The following is a 15,794-nucleotide window of genomic DNA, read 5'->3' as shown; positions in this document are numbered from 1 at the left end:
CGGTGGCTGGTCACGGCCGCCGGGCGATCGCGGCGGCCGCCCGTACCAGGGCGTCGTTGCCTGGCGCCGTGGTCCCGTCGGGCAGCAGCAGGCCGTCCTCGAACCCGATGCGTACCTGCCGCCCGTCCTCGACCGCGGCCCGCAGGACCGGCCAGACGGTAGCCTCGTCCCCGTGGTAGAGGATCGGGCACCGTACCCCGCCCGCGACCAGCCGCTCGGCCATGGTGCGGGCGTGCTCCACCGCCTGGAGCGGATCGGCGTCCTGCGGCTCGATCAGGACCCGGACGTTGTCGTGCAGGACCCGCGAGGCCAGCAGCGGCGGGACGTCGTCCACGCTCCACACCGCGCTCTCCAGCTCCATGCCCTTGGCCACGACGAGCTCGGCGGTCTCGGCCGCGCCCTCCTCGCTGAAGGCCACGGAGGCGAAGTCCGGCAGTTCCTTCCAGTCCCGCACCAGCTCGTACCGTTCCTGGGGCCCTGGGCACGTCCACAGGCCCGTGGTCGTGCCCACGACGGCCGTGGGGGTGGTGGTGCGGATCGCCTGAAGGACGGCGGCGAGCTCGTCCGGCCGGATGCTCTGGCCACCCTCGGCGTCGCGCACGTGCACGTGGACCACATCGGCGCCGGCCGCGAGGACCGCGGCCGTGTCCGCCGCGATCTCGCCGAGTGTGACGGGAGTGGCCGGGTGCTCGCTCTGGCTACGCCCGCCGTTGATGGCGGCCTTGATGAACAAAGGTCATCCCTTCCTGGGATCGAGGATCAGGTTCGTCGCTCCGGTGAGCTCGCCGAGCAGGCCGCCCTGCCACAGAGCGGCGACGAGGTCCGGTTCTTCGGCGTCGTCCGCGAGCGCCTCGTCCAGCACCGCCGCCAGCCGGTGGGCGGGGGCGACGAGCACGCCGTTGCCGTCGCCGAGAACCAGGTCGCCGGGCCGCACCGGGACGCCCGCGCAGGAGATCGGGACGTTGAGGCCGCCGGCGGCGAGGCCGTGCAGCTTCGTGGTGAGCAGCGACAGGCCGCGGGCGTAGACCGGCAGGCCGACCGCGCGCAGGGCGTCGATGTCGGTGGCGGCGCCGTCGACCACCGCGCCCGCGGCGCCCCGCGCGGCCAGGGCGTTCGCCACGACCTCACCGAACGGCGCGTGCCGGAGGTCGCCGCCGCAGTCGATCACCACGACGTCACCCGGCCGCACCAGGCTCGCCGCGTGGTGCAGCATGGCCGAGTCGGTGGGCGTGATGCGTACGGTCACCGCCCGGCCGGCCAGCTTGCGCTCCCCGGCGACGCGGCGCAGCGCCGGATCGCAGAACCCCTCCTCCAGGTAATGACCCAGAGTGGGGAAGTCCACGCCCAGCAGCCGGTCGAGCAGTTCGGCGTCGGCGGCGGGCGGCAGCTCGCGAATCTGGATGGGCACGGTCACCTCGGTCCGATGATGATGCGGCGGTTACGCAGGACGGGAAGCCGGGTGCGGGCGTCGTCCATCCGCTCCCGGTCGGCGTCGACCACGAGCAGGCCCCGGCGTTCGCCGCCGAGGGCGGAGCGGACCACGCCGAGCGGGTCGATCGCCGTGCTCATCCCGATGCAGTCGGCCGCGGATGACGACGACGCCACCACCCAGCAGGTGTTCTCGATGGCCCGGCCGCGCAGCAGCGTCGTCCAGTGGTCCTCCTTCAGCGGGCCCTTGACCCAGGCCGCCGACACCGACAGCAGGTCGGCGCCCATCTCCACCAGCAGCCGCGAGAACTCGGGGAAGCGCAGGTCGTAGCAGTTGACCAGGCCGACGTTGAACTCGCCGATCCGCACCACGCAGGGCGCGTTCTCGCCCCGCATGATCTCCCTGGACTCCTGGTAGTCGAAGGCGTCGTACAGGTGCATCTTGCGGTAACCGGCGAGCTGCTCGCCGTGCGCGTCCACCGCGACGATCGTGTTGTACGGCAGGGCCGTACCGCTGCCCTCGTAACCCCCCGCGATCACCGCGACGCCGTGCTTCGAGGCGATGGCCTTGACCCCGCCGAGGAACCCCGGCCAGTGCTGGTCGGCCGTCTCCCGCAGGGAGGCGACCTCGCCGGAGGGCGTCATCGACTCCTCCGGGAAGATCACGAGCTGGGCGCCGGACGCGACCGCCTCGGCCGTCATCTCGTCGATGACGGCGAGGTTGTCCGAGATGTCACCGGTGGGCGCGAACTGCGCTGCGGCGACCTTCATACGTGTCTCCTTCTGTTCACTGAGGATCCGAGCTATTCGCTGAGGATCCGAGAGAGGTCGGGGGACCAGCCGATCCACACGCGCTCGCCCACGCGGGGTGCCTGGTCGGCGGGCCCTCGCTGTTCGGCGACCGCGGTGGCGCCGTTGGCCAGGCCGAGGTGGTAGCGGACGCCGTGCCCGAGGTAGACCGCCTGCTGGAGCGTGGCGGCGAGCGCGACGCCCCCGGTGGGCAGCTCGTTCTCGGCACGGGCGATCCGCACGTTCTCCGGGCGGACGGCCAGGTGGACCTCCGTGCCGTCGGGCAGGTCGGTGCCGGGGATCCGGATCGCGCCGAGGCCGTCCACGACCAGGGTTCGTCCGGGGCCGAGCCGGCCGGTCAGGAAGTTCGAGGTGCCGATGAAGTCCGCGACGAAGCGGTTGGCGGGCCGCTCGTAGATCTCCTGCGCGCTGCCCACCTGCAGGACGCGGCCCTCGTTCATGACCGCGATGCGGTCGGACATGGTCAGGGCCTCCTCCTGGTCGTGCGTGACCGACACGAAGGTGACCCCGACCTCACGCTGCAGCTTCTTGAGTTCGAGCTGCATCTCCGCCCGCAGCTTCTGGTCGAGCGCGCCGAGCGGCTCGTCGAGGAGCAGCAGGGCCGGGCGTGACACGAGCGCGCGGGCTATCGCCACCCGCTGCTGCTGGCCGCCGGAGAGCTCGCTGACCCGGCGGTGGCCGTAGCCGTCGAGCCGGACCAGGGCCAGCGCCCCCCGTACGGCCTCGTCGATCGCGGCCCGCGGCCGGCGCCGGACCCGGAGCTCGAACGCCACGTTGGCGCCGACGTGCAGGTGGGGAAAGAGCGCGTAACTCTGGAACAGCATGTTGAGGTCGCGCTTGTGCGGCGGGAGCCGGTTGGCCGCCACGCCGCCCAGCTCGACCACGCCCGTCGTCGGCGTCTCGAAGCCGGTGATCATCCGCATCAGGGTCGTCTTGCCGCAGCCCGACGGGCCGAGGATGGAGAAGAACTCGTTCTGCGCGATGTCCAGCGTCACGTCCTTGACCGCGTACTGCCGGCCGAAGGACTTGGCCACGCCGGTGAGCCGGACCGCGGGAGCCGGAGTCGTCATGGTCAGGAAGCCTTGACCTTCGTCCAGCCCTGCTGGAAGTACTGCATGGCCGTTCCGGGGTCGAGCAGGAAGTCGGCCTTGGTGATGTCGGCGTCGGGTGCGTACACGGCCGGGTTCTTCAGCGCCTTGGTGTCCTTGATGTGCTCGCGGGCCGCCTGGTTGGCGCTGGCGGAGGAGCCGTCGTCCGTCGCCTTGGCGGCCACCTCGGGGCGCAGCAGGTAGTTGATGAACTTGTAGGCGGCGTCGGTGTTCTTCGCTCCCTTGGTGAGGGCGATGCCGTCGGTCCAGATGGAGCCGCCCTCCTCCGGGATCACGTAGTGGACGTTCGGGTTCGACTGGACGACCTTGGCCATCGCCGTGCCGCTCCACGCCTGGGCGGCGCACGCCTGCCCGGTGGACAGGAGCTGGGGATAGTTGGTGGAGTTGTAGCCCGCCAGCAGCGGCTTCTGGGCCAGCAGCGTCTCGGTGGCCTTCTCGATCTGCGCCTTGTCCGTGGTGGTCGCGCGGAACCCGTTGACCTGCAGCCCGGCGATGTAGGCGGCCAGCATGTTGTCGAGCATGTAGATCTTGCCCTTGTACCGCTGGTCGAACAGGACCTTCCAGCTCGTGGCCGAGGCCATGCACTTGTCGTTGTAGGCCAGCCCGGTCGTGCCCCAGATCCACGGGACGCTGTACTTGTTGCCCGGGTCGTACGACGGGTTGCGGAACTTCGGCGCCAGGTTGTCCAGCCCGGTGATCCTGCTCTGGTCGAGCGGCTGGATGAGCTGCTGCCCGATGAGCTGCTGCACGCTGTACTGGCTCGGCTCGACCAGGTCGTAGGCCGCGGCGCCCGCGCTGAGCTTGGCGGTCATCGTCTCGTTGCTGTCGAAGGTGTCCAGGGTGACCTTGATGCCGGTCTCCTTCTCGAACCCCTCGACCACGCTCTTGGGGATCTCGTCGGCCCAGGCGTAGACGTTCAGCGCCTTGCCGCCGCCACCCCCGCCGCTGCCGGCGGCGGGCTGCGACCCGCCACAGGAGGTGACGGCCAGCGCCGCCGCGGTCAACAGGGCTGTGGACAGGAGTGTTCTACGCATGATGGGGCCTTTCGCGGTGATCATGAGGAGGACCGGCCGATGAGGATCTGGCGCATCTGCCGCAGGCCGACCACCAGGATGACGAGGAAGGTGAAGAGCACGAGCAGCGTGCCCAGCGCGTTGATCTCGGGAGTGAGACCGCTCTTGAGCAGCGAATAGACCCGCAGCGGAAGGGTGGTGCTGCCGACGCCGCTGGTGAACGTGGACATCACGATGTTGCCGAAGGAGATCGTGAAGCAGAGCAGCCACGCGGCCACCAGCGCCTGCCTGAGCAGCGGCAGCGTGACCCGGCGGAACGCCTGCCAGGGGTTGCAGCCCAGGTCGGCCGCGGCCTCCTCCAGCGAGGAGTCGAGCGCCTGGTGCGCGCCGAAGACGATCATCGTGGCGTACGGCAGCGTGACCACGAGATGCGCGGCCACCAGCGTGGTCACGCCCAGGGTCGCGTCCATCGCGCCGAACACGGACAGGAGCGCCACGCCGAGGACGATCTCCGGGATGACCAGCGGCAGGAACATCGCGCCCGAGAACAGCGCCCGGAGCCGGGGACCGAGCCGGACCAGCCCCATGATCGCGAGCATGCCGGTGACGGTGGCCAGCGTCGCGGAGATGGCCGCCACCTCCGCGCTGGTCCGCAGCGCCTCCAGCAGGCTGGTGTCGCCCATCAGCTCGCCGTACCAGCGGGTGCTGAAGCCTGCCCACTTGTACGTGATGTCCGAGTCGTTGAACGACAGCACGACCACGGCCACGATCGGCACGTACAGGAAGACCAGCACCCCGCGCGCCACCCAGGCGGCGGCCGCGTCCAGCACGCGGCGGCTCATGCCCGGCTCCGCACGCGCCTGGCCCCGAGGCCGAACAGGGCGAGGGAGATGAGCATCAGCAGCAGCAGCACCACGGAGGCCGCCGCCCCCATCGGCTGGTTACGGAACTCGGTGTACAGCGTCACGATGAGGTTGCCTACCAACTGGTCCTTGCCCCCGCCGAGCAGGACGGGGATGACGAAGACGCCGAGCGTCGGGATGAAGGTGAGCAGCGCGCCCGCCAGCAGTCCCGGGCGGGCGATCGGCAGCAGCACCCGCCGGTGCACGCCCCACCAGCCGCAGCCGAGGTCGCGGGCCGCCTCGCCGAGCCGCGGGTCGATCCCGCGCAGCGAGGCGTAGATCGGGAAGACCGCGGTCGGCACGAACGCGTACACCAGCCCCACGAACGAGGCCCCCTGGCTGGGAATCCACTGCACCGGCCCATGGGTCAGCCCGATCGCGTCGGTCAGGCCGTTGATCGGGCCGCCGGGGCTGAGCAGGTTGATCCAGGCGAAGGTGCGGACCAGGAAGTCGGTCCAGAACGGGACGATGATCAGCAGCAGGATCAGCATCTGCCGCTGCGGCGGGCGTCCCACGACGTAGTACGAGACCACGTAGCCGAGCACCAGGCAGACCGCGGTGTTCAGCGCGGCCATGGCCAGGCTGTAGCCGAAGACCTTGAGGTAGACGGGGTCGAGGAGGTTCCCGTAGTTCTCCAGGGAGAATCCGGGCTTGATGCCCCCGTAGGCGTCGGGGAGGGCGAAGCTGTCGCGGACCACCAGCAGCAGCGGCATCAGCACCAGCCCGGCGATGGCCAGCCCGGCTGGGGCGAGCAGCGCCGAGGTCAGCAGACCACGCCTTGGGATCACGTTCACGCGTCCGGACTCCTTGCACGAGTCGTGGGAAGTGCACTCATCCTCAAGGTGGCGATACGGTGGCCACCAGGGGAAACGCGCGCGAAATCAGTGGATCTAGGCGCCTGTCTTCGCGAATTTCGCAACCGGGCGGCCGGAGGGCATCGGATGACGATCGACGATCAGGACCGTCAGATCATCGATCAGTTGCGGATCGACGGCCGGCGCTCGTTCGGCGAGATCGGCCGGTTGATCGGCCTGTCAGAGGCCACGGTGCGGGCCAGGTTCGGCCGTTTGCGCAGGCGCGGTGTCCTCCAGGTCGTCGGCATGACCGACGCGGTCAAGATGGGCGAGATCGAGGTGCACCTGGCCGTGAAGGTGTCACACCTGCCGGTCGCGCTCGTCGCCCGCGAGCTGTCGCGGATGCCGGAGCTGCGCTTCGTGGCCTCCTGCGTCGGTCCCTACGACCTGATCTGCGACGTCCGCTGCCGTGACCTCGCCCACCTGTCGGAGCTGCTCACCGAGCGGGTGCGGCGGGTCAACGGCGTCGCGCACGCGGAGGCGCTCACCGTGCTGGAGGTGGTCAAGGACAGCTACCTGTGGGCGGGTTTCCGCGAGCTGCCGCCCGCCCCTACCGAGCGGATCCTTCCTCCGTGATGGCCTGGCCGACCGCGCTGGACAGGCCCTCCCACGAGTAGTCCTTGAAGAGCTGGAGCAGCAGCAGGACCTGCACGTCCGACACGCCGGGCAGCATCCGGATGTCGTCCATGAGCTGGACGAGCTGGGCCTGGTCGCGGCAGGTGCCCTCCAGGAAGATGTCCTGCCCGCCCGCGCACAGCGCCACGTGATTGATCATCGGCATCCCGGCCAGGCTCTTCGCCACCGCCTGCGGCGTGAGGTCGCGGCACCGGATCATCAGCCGGACCGCCTGGTGGCCGAGGGTCAGCGGGTTCGACAGCGCCACGATCCGCAGCGCCCCGCTGTCCAGGAACTTCGTCACCCGGTGCCTGACGGTGGCCTCGGAGACGTGCAGCTCCCGGGCCAGCGCGGTGAACGGCGTGCGGCCGTCCTTGGCCAGGATCCTGACGATCCCCCGGTCTATCTCGTCCATCGCCTCACGTTAACCGGTGGTCGCCCGCTCCCGGCGGTCGGCCTGGGGCTGGTCCGCCGGGTCGCTCGTACGGCGGGTGCGGAGCGCGTACAGGCTGACCGGGACCGCCGCCAGGACGAGCACGGCCGCCAGCACCAGCGTGAACTGGTAGGCGTCGAGGAAGGCGGTCAGCGGCGGCCGGTCACTGGCGCTCTGCCTGGAGTTCAGGATGGCGCCCAGGACGGTGATGCCGAGCAGCCCGAACACCTCGCGTGACACGTTCAGCACCCCGGAGGCCACGCCCGACCGGCCCGCGGGCATGCCGGTGAGGATCGCCGAGGTCAGGGGCACCAGCAGGCCGCCGCCCAGGCCGTACAGCAGGAACCAGGGCAGCACGTCGCCGTACCCGCCGTCGGCGCCGATCCCGGAGAGCATGAGGATGCCGCCGCCCATCAGCGCCATGCCGAGCGCGACGGTCGGGCCGATGCCCAGCCGCGCGCTGATCCGCTGCGACAGGATCGCCATGACCGCCATGAGCAGGGCCATGGGCACGAACGCGGCGCCGGCCTCGGTGGGGGAGAAGGCCAGCACGTTCTGCAGCCAGAGAGCGCTGAAGAAGTAGATGCCGAACACGCCGAACGACCAGATGCCCATGGTGAGCAGGCCGCCGCTGAACACCCTGGCCCGGAACAGCGACAGGTCGATCATCGGCTCCGCGGCCCGCGCCTCGACGAGCAGGAACGCCAGCGCCGCCGCGAGCGAGAGGCCGAAGGCGGCCAGGATCTCCGGTGAGGTCCATCCGGCGCCGTCGCCCTCGATGAGCGCGTAGGTCAGAGCGAACAGCGCGAGCGCCGAGGTGGCCAGGCCCGGCAGGTCGAGGCTGCGCCGTACCCGGGTGAAGGCGGGACGGACGGCCCACAGCGCGAGGCCCAGCGTGACGCTCCCGATCGGCACGTTGATCAGGTAGATCCAGCCCCAGTGCAGGTGCTCGCTGATGAAGCCGCCGGTCACCGGGCCGAGCGCCATCGACAGCGCGCCGGAGGCGCTCCAGATGCCCACGGCCCGGCCGCGCTCGCCCGGGTCGGGGAAGATCTGCGTCAGCAGCGCGAGCGCCGTCGGCGTGAGCAGCGCCGCGCCGACCCCCTGCACGGCGCGGGCGGCGATCAGCGTGGTGCCGTCACCGGCCAGCCCGGCGGCGAAGGACGACAGCGTGAAGATCACCAGGCCCGTCGCGAAGACCCGCCTGGCGCCGAACACGTCGGCCAGCCGGCCGCCGACCAGCATGAGCCCGGCGAACACCAGGATGTAGCCGCTCACGATCCACTCCAGGCCGGAGAGCGTCAACTGGAGCTCTCGCTGGATCGTCGGCAGCGCCACGTTGGCCAGGTTGTTGTCGAGGTAGGTCATGAAGGTCCCGAGCGTCACCGCGGTGAGCGCCCACCATCGCCGGTCCATGTCTGTCTCCTATACGTCGTACTTGTACGTCGTATAGTTCAACTTGTACGTCGTATAGTTGTCAACCGTGATGGGAAAACTGACCGCGCGGGCCATCGTCGAGCGGGCCCTGGAGATCGGTGACGCCGAAGGGCTCGACGCCGTGACGATCAGGCGCCTGGCAGCCGACCTGGGCGTGACGCCGATGGCCCTCTACTGGCACTTCAAGAACAAGGACCAGCTGCTCATCGGCATGGCGGACCACCTGATCCTGGACTTCGTGGTCGGCGGCGGCGCGGACCGCCCGTGGCGCGACCGGCTGAGGGGGCTGGTCGAGGGCCTGATCAGAGTCCTGCGCACCCACCCTTGCGCGAAGAACGTGCTGGAGCAGGTGGACCAGGGCGGGGTGCCCAGCTTCCTGGCGGTCTGGGACGAGGCCCTCGGCCTGGCCCGGACGGCGGGGTTCACCGTGGAGGAGTGCTGCCTGATCTCCAAGTACCTGCTGCAGAGCGCCATCTCCATCGCCGACGCCCCGGTCCACTTCCGCTCCAGCCACACCACTGAGGAGATCGCCGAGATCGTCCGGGTGAAGCGCCTGGGCCTGCAGTCACTGCCGGCGGAAAAGTACCCGAACCTGGTGGAGATGGCGGGCCCGATGGTCGGGGGGCTGACCGCCGACTTCTACGACTCGTTCGGCGTGGACCTGGTGGTCAGCGGCGTGGAGGCGCTGGCGGCCAGACGCTAAAGTGCCGATCATGGCATTCGAGCTGGTCTGCGAGATCGAACCCCCCACGAAACCCGATCTGAAGCATGTCCGGCATCAGATCGGCACGATGAGCAAGATCGCGCACTCGTTCCTCATCCCAGACAACCACATCGGCCGGGCGACCGTGTCCAGCGTGGCCGTCGCGCATGAGGTCGAGGCGATGGGCGGGCGGAGCATCGCCTGCCTCAACTCCCGCGACCGCAACCTGCTCGGGTTCCAGCGTGATCTGCTGACGGCCGCGGCCTATGGGGTCGACCAGTTCCTGTTCGTCTACGGTGACAAGCCGGCGAGCGGCGGCCGGACCAGTGACCTGACCGTGCGCTCGATGATCGACGAGGCCAGGAACTTCGACGGCGGGTTCCGCGTCGGCGCGGCGGCCGGGCTGCGTCCGCTGCCCGCCTGGAAGCGCGCGGCCGACTTCCTGTTCCTCCAGGTCGGCTTCTCGCTGGAGGCCCTGCTGCGCTGGCGCGAGGCCAACCAGGTCGACGTACCGGTCTACGCGGGCGTGATGGTCCTGGCCAGCGAGCGCCACGCCCATGCACTGGCCGCGGCCATCCCCGACATCGCCATCCCCGACCGGCTGATCAGCGCGGTGGCGGCCGACCGCATGGCGGGCGTGGAGGCGGCCTGCGAGCAGGTCCTGGCCATCCGCGACTCGGGCGCCTTCGACGGCGTCCACCTGATCCCGGTCAGCCGCTACCGCGACGTCGAATCGAGACTGGCCACCGCGTTCAGATGAGGCCCAGTTTCAGCATCAGGGCGCGGTCCATTTCCGCGGCCTCGTGTGCGTCCAGTGTGCCCATGAAGTCGGCGCCCCCGCTGCTCGCGGTCCCGAGCGCCAGGAATGGCCTTGATCTCGTAGATCGCACCACGAAATATCACTCGGTGACGCCCATGAAGCGCTGGATCGCGAGCATCTCGGCCTGATCGTCGGGATCGTCGCGTAGCCGTTCGGCATCGGTTGCGGCCTGTTCCAGCAGCATCTCCCCGTAGAAACGCACCGCCTCTGAGTGCCTGCCGCCCGCCGCGCGGAGTGCGCTCTCCCTCGCTTCATCAGGGCTGACGTTGCACATGGTGTCAGGTGTAACACACTCTGTGGTTGTCAGGACTGTCGCGACCGCGCCAGGGAGGCGAATAAGGCGCCGGTCAGAGCGACCGCGAACAGCACCGCGTACGTTCGCTGGAACCCGTGCATCACCTGCCCCACCGCCACCGGCGACAGCTTCGCCAGAGTCCCCGCATATACCTGGGCCCGTTCGGCTGGGCCGACCGAGGCCGCCAGGACGCTCAGCGACACGCCCACGCTGATCACGATCCCTACGTTCATGATCATCACTCGGAATCCGTTGACCACCCCCAGGCTGTCCCTCGGCAGGGCCCGCATGACCTGCGTGGTGTTGCCGGTCAGGAACGTGCCGCTCCCGCACCCGGCCACGAACAGACCGACCCCGATGATCCAGTACGGCGTGGCGGGGTCGGCCGTCAGCATCAGGATGCCCAGGCCCAGAGCGCTCATCAGCGTGCCGCCGATCGACACGACGTACGGGGAGATCTTCAGCGAGCCCGCGAGCGGCGAGGCCAGGGCCATGCCGACCGGCACCGGCAGCACGCTCAGCCCGGCGGTGAAGGCGTCCACGCCCCTGGCCGCCTGGAAGTACAGCGCCACGACCAGGATCAGCGCCGAGCGGGCCAGCGCGTTGCAGAACGAGGCCAGGTTCGCGAAGGCCAGCAGCCGCCCGCCGAACAGCCGCAGGTCGAGCACCGGATGCGCGGCCCGGCGCTCCACCAGCACGATCAGCGGCACCAGCACCGCGAACACCGCCGCCCCGGTCAGCACCGCAGGGCTCGACAGCCCGGCGGAGCCCGCCTCGGAGAGGGCGATCAGCGCGGCCGAGAGCGCGGCGAACAGCAGCGCGTTGCCCAGCGCGTCCACCGGTTCGCGTGGGCCACGGGGCATCTTGCGCAGGACGACCGCACCCCAGCTCAGCGCGATCAGGCCGGCCGGCACGTTCACCCAGAAGATCCACTGCCAGCCGGCCGTCTCCGCGATGAGGCCGCCCAGCGTCGGCCCGGCGAGCTGCGCCACCGACAGGGTGCCGATGTAGACGCCCATGCCCTGGCTGAGCCGGTCGGGCGGGAATGCGTCGGTGATGATGACCGTGCCGTTGGCCAGGATCATCGCGGCGCCGATCGCCTGCAGCACGCGCATGGCGACCAGGAACCACACGCCCGGCGACAGCCCGGCCAGCAGCGAGGCCACGGTGAACAGCGCGAACCCCGTCAGGTAGACCTCCCGCCTGCCGAGCAGATCGGCCACCCGCCCGAAGAACACCAGGCTCGCGGTGTTGACCAGCAGGAACGACAGCAGGATCCAGCCCGACTCGAACGCGCTGGCGTGGAAGTGCCGCACCACCGTGGGCAACGCGACGTTCAGCGTGCTGCCGGCGATGCCGATGAGGACGAGCCCCAGGCTCGTCACCGAACACACTCGCCAGGCATAGCGGAGACGGCTGTCGTAACCGGGGGAGACCGCGACCATGCCCTCCACTATGACGTACGTCGTACGTCCGATTTGTCGCAGGTGGTCACCTGGCCCGCTTGCGCAGCCCTTCGAGATCGTGGATCACCACGCGCCGCCGCCCGGTCTCGATCAGCCCGCGGTCGCGCAGCGTCCGCAGCGCCTTGCTGACGGCCTCGCGCGAGGCCCCGGTCCACCCGGCCAGCTCGTCCTGCGAGAGCGGCAGCGCCACGCGTACGCCGCTGTTGGTCTTCTCGCCGTAGCGCTCGGCCAGCTCGATCAGCCTGGTCGCCACCCGGCCCGTGGTGTCGAACGCGCCGTACTCGATCCGCTTCCTGTCGGCGTCGCGCAGCCGCCCCGTGACGAGTTGCATGAGGAGTACGGCGATGCGCCCGTGCTCCTGCAGGAACGTGGGGAAGTCGCGGATCACCATGCCCGCGATCGGCTCCAGCGCGGTGACCGTGGCCGAACGCGGGGAGCCGTCGATGGCCGACATCTCGCCGAGCAGCGCGCCCGGCCCCCGCACGGCCAGCACGACCTCGGTGCCGCTGCTGGTGTGCGACGACACCTTCACCCGGCCCTCGGTCAGCACGAGCACCCAGTCGGAGGTGTCGCCCTCGCTCATCACGGTCGTGCCGCGCTCCCACCTGCGCGGGCGTCCCGCGGTGCGCATCTCCTCGACCTCGTCGGCTGTGAGCATGGTGAGGAACTCGCCGGGATCTGCGTTCATGCGCCGATTATGTCGGTACGGACATCGCCCTTCCAGGTCCTTCTAAGCCCTTCTAGGTCAGAGACGTCAGAACGTAGGCGCCCACGAGCTCTTCCTTGCCCTTGAGGCTCAGCTTTCCCAGAGGGTTCACCGTGACGCCGGCACCCAGTTGCTTGCGGGTCGTCTCGCCGATCACCACCGTGCCCGGTTCGGCGAGGCCCTGCAGCCTGGCGGCCACGTTCACGCAGTCGCCCATCGCGTTGAAGCCGCGCAGCTCCGGGCTGCCGATGTTGCCGACCAGGGCGGGGCCGGTGTTGACGCCGACGCGGAACGTCGGCCACGCCTCCGCGTCCTCCCGCTTCCAGGCGATCTCCTCGGCCACCTCGGCGGCGGCCTCCTGCATGGCCAGGGCCGCCCGGCAGGCCGCCCTGGCATGGCCGGTCTGCGTGGCCGGAGCGTTGAACAGGGCGAGCAGCGCGTCGCCGACGAACTGCACGATCGTGCCGCCGTTGGCCAGGATGCAGGGCACCGCGGCCGTGTGATAGCGGTTGAGCATCTCGACGATCTCGCCGGGCGTGACCCGCTCCGAGAACGTGGTGAAGCCCTTGAGGTCGGCGAAGAGCGCGGTGAGCTCCTTCATCTGGCCGCCGAGCGCCGCCTGGGTGGGGTCGGCGAGCAGGGCGGCGGCCACGTCGGGCGACATGTACTGCCGGAACAGCGTGTTGAGCTCCTGGTAGAGGCGGGCGTTCTCCAGCGAGATCGAGATCTGCCCGGCCAGGGTGGCGGCCAGCGCCTCGTCCTGCGACGTGCGGCCGACCGGCACCTCCAGCACTCCCGCCAGGTGGCCCTTGACGGTCAGCGGGAAGGCGAACAGGTTGTCGCGTCTGATGGGGGCGTCTCCGGAGAAGTCGTACTCGCGGGAGCCGATCTGCGTTCTGCCGTCGGCGATCAGGCCGATCCGCACGTCGCCGTACGCCTGCCGGACCCGTTCCAGCGCGGTGGCCAGGAGGTCGGTCTCGGACAGGTGCACGCGGGTCTGGGCGCTCACCGCCACCAGGGCGCCTAAACGCTGGGAGAGCTCGCGCTCGCTGGCCAGCGCCTCGCCGGCCCGGTCGAGAATCGCGGTCTGCCCCTCGGTGAGCCGGAACTTGCCCGACAGCCGGGTCGCCGCCAGCGGCTCGCCGCGCCGTACGTGCTCGACCAGCTCCTCCAGGACCTCGTCGTACTGCCGCTGGATGCGGGCCACGGTCGCCGACAGCGCGACCGAGTCGAACAGGCCGGCGCTCGACCCCTCACGCATGAACTGCAGGTACGCGCTGTAGGCGACGAAGACGAAGGCCAGCGTCAGCAGGATGTGCCACTCCCACCAGGACAGGTGCCAGTTGAGCTGCGACATCCCGGCGATCATGGCCTCGGCGAGCAGCGCGTAGGCGGTGATCAGGCTGATCAGCATGGCCGACGGCCGCTGCCTGTGGAGCTGGAACATCATCACACTGGCCGCGCCGTACAGGCCCAGGCCGGGCAGCGACAGCCAGACGAGCCAGTCGACCGGCTCCTTGAGCGGTGGCTCGCTGAGCGGCGTCAGCCCCGGGATCAGCGAGGCCGCTCCCCAGAGGATCATGAACCCGAAGAGCACGCCCCGGATGAAGTGCTGCGACTTCAGCACGGTCTGCGCCGCCCGCTCGCCCAGCGGAAAGGCCGAGACGAACGCGAACGCCGAGGCGATCGTGAGCCCGACCTGCTGCCCGAGGTCGAACCCCATCGATCCGGTGGGCAGGATGACCTGCGGCGTGGCCAGGCCGTGCAGGAAGAAGAACCCGGCGCTGGCCAGGAACACCATGGAGACCAGGAAGAGCCGGGCGTCCTGCCGTCTGCGCGACGCTTCGCTGATCAGCGTGCCGAGCACCACGTTGATGCCGGCCACCGCGATGATCATCAAGAAGTGGCTGGAGTGGTGCTCCCACATGATGTTGAGGTGGTCCTGGGCCAGGAGCAGCCAGAGGCCGAGCAGTGGCAGGACCAGATGGATGGCCCAGACCACCCCGCGCACCGGCTGCGTGGCAGGAGGGAGGTAAGGACTGGCGGTCGGCAAGGTCATCCTCCGTGGAATACGTGCGCCCCCGAACAGTCCCGATTATCCACGGCCGACAAGGCTCGCCAATGCGTCCTTTTACCCACAGCCGACTTTCATGACCCGTCAAGTAGCGTCATACTTATTGTCACGCAATGAACACGTTATGTAGTTTCTGTCATCCGTTGGAACGGTTGAAACGTGATTCTCATGCTCACCTTGAGCAACACACGTTCCTCGGAGGAAACCCGTGGCTATCAAGATTCGCGGTGGACGCACGCTCACCCTCGCCACTGTCGGAGCGCTGGCCGTGTCGCTCCTCGCCGTCGGCGGAGTCGCCACCGCGTCGTCGGCGTCAGAGGTGTACGCCTGCGTGCACAAGAAGACGCGATACGCCCGCATCGTCAACCCCACCACTCCGTGCAAGAAGACGGAGATCCGGATGGTGATCGGCGGCGGCGGTCAGTCGACGACCACGATCACGGAGGGCACCAAGGGCGACACCGGCCCGCAGGGCCCGAAGGGTGACACCGGCCTCCAGGGCAGGCAGGGCTTCCCCGGCAAGAACGGCAAGGACGGTCTTCCGGGCAAGGATGGCCTGCCGGGCAAGAACGGCACCGACGGCAAGGACGGCCTCCCCGGCAAGGACGGCCTCCCCGGCAAGGACGGCAAGGACGGTCTGCCGGGCAAGAACGGCACCGACGGCGTCGATGGCAAGGACGGCCTTCAGGGCAAGACCGGCGCTGACGGTAAGGACGGCAAGGACGGCCTGCCCGGTAAGGACGGCAAGGACGGCGCTGACGGCAAGAACGGTCTCCCCGGCAAGGACGGCGCCGACGGCAAGAACGGTCTCCCCGGCAAGGACGGTAAGGACGGCAAGGACGGTGCCGACGGTAAGGGCAGCACCTACACGACCTACACCCGTTCGAGCTCCTTCAGCTCGGGCAGCGGCTCCGTCTCCTGCTCCAGCGGCGACGTGGCGACCGGCGGCGGCTTCACCATCAGCGGCAGCGGCAACGTCACCAGCAGCGCCCCCAGCGGCGGGTCGGGCTGGTCGGTCACCGCGGTCAAGGACGACAACAACAACATGGCTACCCAGAACAGCGGCAACCACGGCATAAGTGGCACCGTCTACGTGGTCTGCCTCAAGAAGTCCTGACAGAAACGACGA

17 protein-coding genes are annotated in these 15,794 nt (G+C 69.6%); 4 read left to right on the top strand and 13 right to left on the bottom strand.

Annotated features, from left to right (window positions below; all coding sequences use genetic code 11):
* Positions 1-10: 10 nt before the first annotated feature.
* From AB0F17_RS10390 to AB0F17_RS10360, 7 genes are read right to left on the bottom strand one after another with little or no spacing between them, the layout of a single operon-like run.
* Positions 11-733, bottom strand: coding sequence for a 3-keto-5-aminohexanoate cleavage protein (locus AB0F17_RS10390; RefSeq protein ID WP_358019443.1), 723 nt, complete (start codon positions 731-733; stop codon positions 11-13).
* Between the two features lie 3 nt (positions 734-736).
* Complete coding sequence (locus AB0F17_RS10385; RefSeq protein ID WP_358019440.1) at positions 737-1,414, bottom strand: RraA family protein; 678 nt, start codon at positions 1,412-1,414, stop codon at positions 737-739.
* Positions 1,411-2,199, bottom strand: coding sequence for a carbon-nitrogen hydrolase family protein (locus tag AB0F17_RS10380; protein ID WP_358019437.1), 789 nt, complete (start codon positions 2,197-2,199; stop codon positions 1,411-1,413). The genes AB0F17_RS10385 and AB0F17_RS10380 overlap by 4 nt, the downstream gene beginning before the upstream one ends.
* A 32-nt stretch (positions 2,200-2,231) precedes the next feature.
* The gene (locus AB0F17_RS10375; protein WP_358019434.1) at positions 2,232-3,308 is read right to left on the bottom strand and encodes an ABC transporter ATP-binding protein; all 1,077 of its coding nucleotides are present in this window, start codon (positions 3,306-3,308) and stop codon (positions 2,232-2,234) included.
* Positions 3,309-3,310: 2 nt separating this feature from the next.
* On the bottom strand, positions 3,311-4,381 hold the full coding sequence (locus tag AB0F17_RS10370; protein ID WP_358019431.1) for a spermidine/putrescine ABC transporter substrate-binding protein: 1,071 nt from the start codon (positions 4,379-4,381) through the stop codon (positions 3,311-3,313).
* 20 nt (positions 4,382-4,401) lie between these two features.
* Positions 4,402-5,202: an ABC transporter permease gene (locus AB0F17_RS10365; RefSeq protein WP_358019428.1), complete on the bottom strand. Its 801-nt coding sequence runs from the start codon at positions 5,200-5,202 to the stop codon at positions 4,402-4,404.
* Positions 5,199-6,056, bottom strand: a complete 858-nt coding sequence (locus AB0F17_RS10360; RefSeq protein WP_358019426.1) for an ABC transporter permease — start codon at positions 6,054-6,056, stop codon at positions 5,199-5,201. Before AB0F17_RS10360 ends, AB0F17_RS10365 begins: the two co-directional genes overlap by 4 nt.
* Positions 6,057-6,203: 147 nt before the next feature.
* Between AB0F17_RS10360 and AB0F17_RS10355 the strand changes: the two genes are divergently transcribed.
* Positions 6,204-6,692 carry an Lrp/AsnC family transcriptional regulator gene (locus AB0F17_RS10355; protein WP_358019423.1) on the top strand — a complete coding sequence of 163 codons (489 nt, stop codon included), beginning with the start codon at positions 6,204-6,206 and terminating at the stop codon, positions 6,690-6,692.
* Here AB0F17_RS10355 and AB0F17_RS10350 read toward each other — a convergent pair.
* Together AB0F17_RS10350 and AB0F17_RS10345 are read right to left on the bottom strand one after the other, a co-directional pair.
* Entirely contained in the window at positions 6,667-7,146 is a 480-nt protein-coding gene (locus tag AB0F17_RS10350) for an Lrp/AsnC family transcriptional regulator (RefSeq protein ID WP_358019420.1), read from the bottom strand. The genes AB0F17_RS10355 and AB0F17_RS10350 overlap by 26 nt on opposite strands.
* A gap of 9 nt (positions 7,147-7,155) precedes the next feature.
* Entirely contained in the window at positions 7,156-8,580 is a 1,425-nt protein-coding gene (locus tag AB0F17_RS10345; RefSeq protein WP_358019417.1) for an MFS transporter, read from the bottom strand.
* Between the two features lie 70 nt (positions 8,581-8,650).
* Here AB0F17_RS10345 and AB0F17_RS10340 point away from each other — a divergent pair, with 70 nt between their 5' ends.
* Positions 8,651-9,304 carry a TetR family transcriptional regulator gene (locus AB0F17_RS10340; RefSeq protein WP_358020849.1) on the top strand — a complete coding sequence of 218 codons (654 nt, stop codon included), beginning with the start codon at positions 8,651-8,653 and terminating at the stop codon, positions 9,302-9,304.
* 10 nt (positions 9,305-9,314) lie between these two features.
* Entirely contained in the window at positions 9,315-10,064 is a 750-nt protein-coding gene (locus tag AB0F17_RS10335) for a methylenetetrahydrofolate reductase (protein WP_358019414.1), read from the top strand.
* Positions 10,065-10,203: 139 nt separating this feature from the next.
* On the opposite strand, the gene AB0F17_RS10330 is transcribed toward AB0F17_RS10335, so the two are convergent.
* The 4 genes from AB0F17_RS10330 to AB0F17_RS10315 are packed head-to-tail and all read right to left on the bottom strand — an operon-like array spanning position 10,204 to position 14,650.
* Complete coding sequence (locus tag AB0F17_RS10330) at positions 10,204-10,398, bottom strand: hypothetical protein (protein ID WP_358019411.1); 195 nt, start codon at positions 10,396-10,398, stop codon at positions 10,204-10,206.
* Between the two features lie 29 nt (positions 10,399-10,427).
* The gene (locus tag AB0F17_RS10325) at positions 10,428-11,864 is read right to left on the bottom strand and encodes an MFS transporter (protein ID WP_358019408.1); all 1,437 of its coding nucleotides are present in this window, start codon (positions 11,862-11,864) and stop codon (positions 10,428-10,430) included.
* 46 nt (positions 11,865-11,910) lie between these two features.
* Entirely contained in the window at positions 11,911-12,573 is a 663-nt protein-coding gene (locus tag AB0F17_RS10320; RefSeq protein ID WP_358019405.1) for a Crp/Fnr family transcriptional regulator, read from the bottom strand.
* Between the two features lie 52 nt (positions 12,574-12,625).
* Positions 12,626-14,650, bottom strand: coding sequence for an adenylate/guanylate cyclase domain-containing protein (locus AB0F17_RS10315; protein ID WP_358019402.1), 2,025 nt, complete (start codon positions 14,648-14,650; stop codon positions 12,626-12,628).
* A 223-nt stretch (positions 14,651-14,873) separates the two neighbouring features.
* Here AB0F17_RS10315 and AB0F17_RS10310 point away from each other — a divergent pair, with 223 nt between their 5' ends.
* The gene (locus tag AB0F17_RS10310) at positions 14,874-15,782 is read left to right on the top strand and encodes a hypothetical protein (protein ID WP_358019400.1); all 909 of its coding nucleotides are present in this window, start codon (positions 14,874-14,876) and stop codon (positions 15,780-15,782) included.
* Positions 15,783-15,794: the final 12 nt, after the last annotated feature.

The organism is Nonomuraea sp. NPDC026600, assembly GCF_040638335.1.
Taxonomy (GTDB): domain Bacteria; phylum Actinomycetota; class Actinomycetes; order Streptosporangiales; family Streptosporangiaceae; genus Nonomuraea.
The sequence above is the reverse complement of the archived record's forward strand: the minus strand, read 5'-3'. Positions and strand labels throughout refer to the sequence as shown.

Bases quoted from the DNA above. Each gene is read 5' to 3' on its own strand.
- AB0F17_RS10325 (WP_358019408.1), bottom strand. From the start codon at position 11,864: ATGGTCGCGGTCTCCCCCGGTTACGACAGCCGTCTCCGCTATGCCTGG.
- AB0F17_RS10335 (WP_358019414.1), top strand. From the start codon at position 9,315: ATGGCATTCGAGCTGGTCTGCGAGATCGAACCCCCCACGAAACCCGAT.
- AB0F17_RS10315 (WP_358019402.1), bottom strand. From the start codon at position 14,650: ATGACCTTGCCGACCGCCAGTCCTTACCTCCCTCCTGCCACGCAGCCG.
- AB0F17_RS10320 (WP_358019405.1), bottom strand. From the start codon at position 12,573: ATGAACGCAGATCCCGGCGAGTTCCTCACCATGCTCACAGCCGACGAG.
- AB0F17_RS10355 (WP_358019423.1), top strand. From the start codon at position 6,204: ATGACGATCGACGATCAGGACCGTCAGATCATCGATCAGTTGCGGATC.
- AB0F17_RS10375 (WP_358019434.1), bottom strand. From the start codon at position 3,308: ATGACGACTCCGGCTCCCGCGGTCCGGCTCACCGGCGTGGCCAAGTCC.
- AB0F17_RS10380 (WP_358019437.1), bottom strand. From the start codon at position 2,199: ATGAAGGTCGCCGCAGCGCAGTTCGCGCCCACCGGTGACATCTCGGAC.
- AB0F17_RS10350 (WP_358019420.1), bottom strand. From the start codon at position 7,146: ATGGACGAGATAGACCGGGGGATCGTCAGGATCCTGGCCAAGGACGGC.
- AB0F17_RS10365 (WP_358019428.1), bottom strand. From the start codon at position 5,202: ATGAGCCGCCGCGTGCTGGACGCGGCCGCCGCCTGGGTGGCGCGCGGG.
- AB0F17_RS10345 (WP_358019417.1), bottom strand. From the start codon at position 8,580: ATGGACCGGCGATGGTGGGCGCTCACCGCGGTGACGCTCGGGACCTTC.
- AB0F17_RS10370 (WP_358019431.1), bottom strand. From the start codon at position 4,381: ATGCGTAGAACACTCCTGTCCACAGCCCTGTTGACCGCGGCGGCGCTG.
- AB0F17_RS10330 (WP_358019411.1), bottom strand. From the start codon at position 10,398: ATGTGCAACGTCAGCCCTGATGAAGCGAGGGAGAGCGCACTCCGCGCG.
- AB0F17_RS10340 (WP_358020849.1), top strand. From the start codon at position 8,651: ATGGGAAAACTGACCGCGCGGGCCATCGTCGAGCGGGCCCTGGAGATC.